Here is a 3,141-nt window from a genome sequence, read left to right as displayed (position 1 = left end):
TAGTAGGATTCCTCTAACTGACAATTGATGGTGAACTCAGCGACGCTTGCCTCATTGGGCAGATCAAGCAGCATTGCCGTTATTCGGGCGATATCGGCCGGATCGGTCATGAGCTTGTCGTCGCGATTGGTGATCTTGCGCGCCATATCCGTTGCGACGAACCCAGGGCAGATCGCCGTCGCGCGGATGCCGAGATCCCATCCGGTATGACGAATGCCGTGCGCAAGCGCGACGGCCGCAAATTTGGAAACAGAATAGAGGCTCGCGGTTGAGGACTTGACCCGCTTTCCCGACAGTGAAGCAAGGATGATCACACGACCGCGGCCGCTTTTGCCAAGCGCGTTCCAGGCCGCAGCCGCAAGCCTTCTCGGCGCCTTGACATTAACCTCGAGCATTTCATCGAGATCGGCGTCTGTCGCCTCGATCACATCCTTCGCGATCATGATGCCCGCATTGGCGATGACGGCGTCAATACGGCCAAATCTCGCCAGGGCCTGCGCCGTCCAGCGCGCTTCAGCACCAGGTTCGCTCGCATGATAAGCGACAACCTGAACCCGTTCGCGATCCGCCCATTCGGGCAGCTGCGGCGCTCGCATGGCGAGCGACAGGTTCCATCCGGCATCACCAAGGACGCGCGCGATCGCCTCGCCTATGCCTCGGCTTGCGCCTGATATAAGAGCCACGCGTGGTGTTGCCATTCCTTGCTCCCCAACCTAACTCATTCCAACCAGCTTGCGATAGGCGCGGCGAAGAATATCCATGAGCTGTGCCTGTTCTTCCTGCGCAATGAAGGAAAAGAAGTCCTTTGATTGCTGTGTGACGATCGGTCGAATCCTCGCAGCAAGTTCAGCACCTTTGGCCGTCACGAAGAGTTCGTGGGCCCGCCGTTCGCGCGCCGAGGTCTGCCGCGTCAAAAGATCATGATCGATCATCTGCTCGATCAGGCGCCCCATGGCGGAGCGATCCTTCATGATGATCTGCGCGATGACGGAGGGTCGTATTCCAGGGTGGCTGTCGACGAGAAGCAGCGTCGTGATCTTCCCAGTCCCGCGCGCCACATCAAGGCCATCCAATCGCTCGTCGAGATCACGGGAAACGGCGATGTTCATCGTGCGCACATAAAAGCTCAACGTATCTTCAAGCACGTCGAGATCGACATCTTCGATCGAAGTTGGCTTTCGCGCCTCTAACATGCGGGCAAACTCCGTCCAATCCTTGCCCGGTGTTCGCAGGCAGGGTCCCGGTGGATCGTTATGCAACTTTCAATCCATGCTTCGGTAAATAGTGGACAAATGCAACTAATATTTTTGCGGATGGATGCAAAATGGCGATCAAAAATCAAGCCTGCCCGTTTTAGCGGCAGAAACTCGATAAAACGGGCAGAAAAACCGCATTGCCGCGCAAGGATCAGGCAGCTGGTTCCCACTGGCTTCCCGGAATGGCCGAGACCAGTTTCTGGGTGTAGGCGTGCGCCGGATTGCGGAAGATTTGCGAAGGTGGCCCATGTTCCACGATCTTGCCGCGATACATCACCGCGATATCATCGCATATCTGGCTTGCGACGCGCAGATCATGGGTAATGAAGACCATCGCCACGTTCAGGAGCGTCTGAATTTGCGTCAGAAGTTCGAGGATCTGTGCCTGGATCGAAACGTCGAGCGCCGAGACGGCCTCATCGGCAACAAGCAGGACCGGATCGAACATCAGCGCGCGGGCAATGCCAATACGCTGGCGCTGTCCTCCCGAAAACTCATGCGGGTAGCGATCATAAGAGCCTTCATCAAGACCGACGAGTTTAAGAAGGCGCATCGCCTTGTTCCTGGCTTGGCTGGCGCTTGTGCCATGGGCCATCGGCCCGACAACGAGGATCTGTCCAATGGTGTGACGTGGATTGAGCGAGGCAAACGGGTCCTGAAAAATCATCTGGATATAGGGTCGCATCGAGCGAAATTCATCGGGCTTCAGCGGCGCGATGTCCTGACCGTTGAAAAGGATCTTGCCGCCATCTGAGTCCATCAGCTTGAGGAGAACCCGCCCCAGCGACGATTTGCCGGAACCTGACTCTCCGACAACGCCGAGCGTACGCCCCTTGCGGATGGTGAAACTCACATCGTTAACCGCATGGACCGTCCGGCCCTTGGCGAAGAAGCTGCCTGCGCTTTTATAGACCTTGTTGAGCTTTTGCACGTCGAGGACGACAGGCGCTTCATCATTGCTTGCTCTATCCTTATCGCGCATGCGCGGCACGGCCGCCGTCAGTCGCTGGGTATAAGGATGGGAAGGGTGATTGAGGACATCGAATGCCCTCCCCTGTTCGACGATCGTCCCCTTTTCCATGACCACGACCCGATCGGCGATCTCGGCCACGACACCGAAATCATGCGTTATGAACATCACGCTCATGTTCTTCTTGCGCTGGATCTTGCGGATTAGGTCGAGAATTTGCGCCTGTGTCGTTACATCGAGCGCGGTTGTCGGTTCGTCCGCGATAAGCACGTCCGGCGAAAGCGCCAGCGCCATCGCAATCATGACGCGTTGTCGCTGACCACCTGAGAGCCGGAAGGGATATTGGTGCTGCATGAGCACCGGGTCAGGCAGGCCGACTTCCAAAAGCAGGTCAAGAACCGCACTGGCACGACTTTCTGGCGTGCCGACCTTGTGCACCTCCATGACCTCGGCAATCTGGTCGCCGATCGTCATCAACGGGTTCAATGCCGAAAGCGGGTCCTGAAAGATGATCGAAACGGCCCGGCCACGCAATTCGCGAACATCGGCCTCCTTGGCCTTGAGAATGTCGATGTTCTTGAAGCGGATCGCGCCCGCGCTGGCGCGTATCGAGGACGGCAAAAGACCCATGATGGCATTTGCAGTTACAGATTTGCCCGACCCTGACTCGCCGATGATGCAAAGGATTTCACCGGCATGAAGATCAAATGTGATATCCTTGACAGCGTAAGGGCGTTCCATGCCGCTCGGCAAATCCACCGTCAGGTTTTCAATGCTCAGAATTGCATTTTTGCCTGTTGCAACGCTTCTTTGACCTGCGGACTCCATCATTCCAATGACCTTTCCTCGTCAAGACAAGACAACTTTCCATCTGGCACGTTCAAGATCAAGCAAGAACCGAGCCAATCTGGCGAC

General features: G+C 56.6%; 3 protein-coding genes. All 3 read right to left on the bottom strand.

Annotation, left to right across the window (positions count from 1 at the left end):
- Window positions 1-698, bottom strand: a 698-nt coding sequence (locus AAAB35_RS21065) for an SDR family NAD(P)-dependent oxidoreductase (protein WP_340670232.1), incomplete at its 3' end; no start/stop codon positions are given.
- A gap of 15 nt (window positions 699-713) precedes the next feature.
- Complete coding sequence (locus tag AAAB35_RS21060) at window positions 714-1,193, bottom strand: MarR family winged helix-turn-helix transcriptional regulator (protein WP_340670231.1); 480 nt, start codon at window positions 1,191-1,193, stop codon at window positions 714-716.
- A 214-nt stretch (window positions 1,194-1,407) separates the two neighbouring features.
- Complete coding sequence (locus AAAB35_RS21055; RefSeq protein ID WP_340670230.1) at window positions 1,408-3,057, bottom strand: ABC transporter ATP-binding protein; 1,650 nt, start codon at window positions 3,055-3,057, stop codon at window positions 1,408-1,410.
- Between the last annotated feature and the right edge of the window lie 84 nt (window positions 3,058-3,141).

It is taken from the genome of Phyllobacterium sp. (assembly GCF_037994425.1).
Classification (GTDB): Bacteria; Pseudomonadota; Alphaproteobacteria; order Rhizobiales; family Rhizobiaceae; genus Phyllobacterium.
Note: the sequence above shows the minus strand (reverse complement) of the source record. Positions and strands in the feature narration are given on the sequence as shown.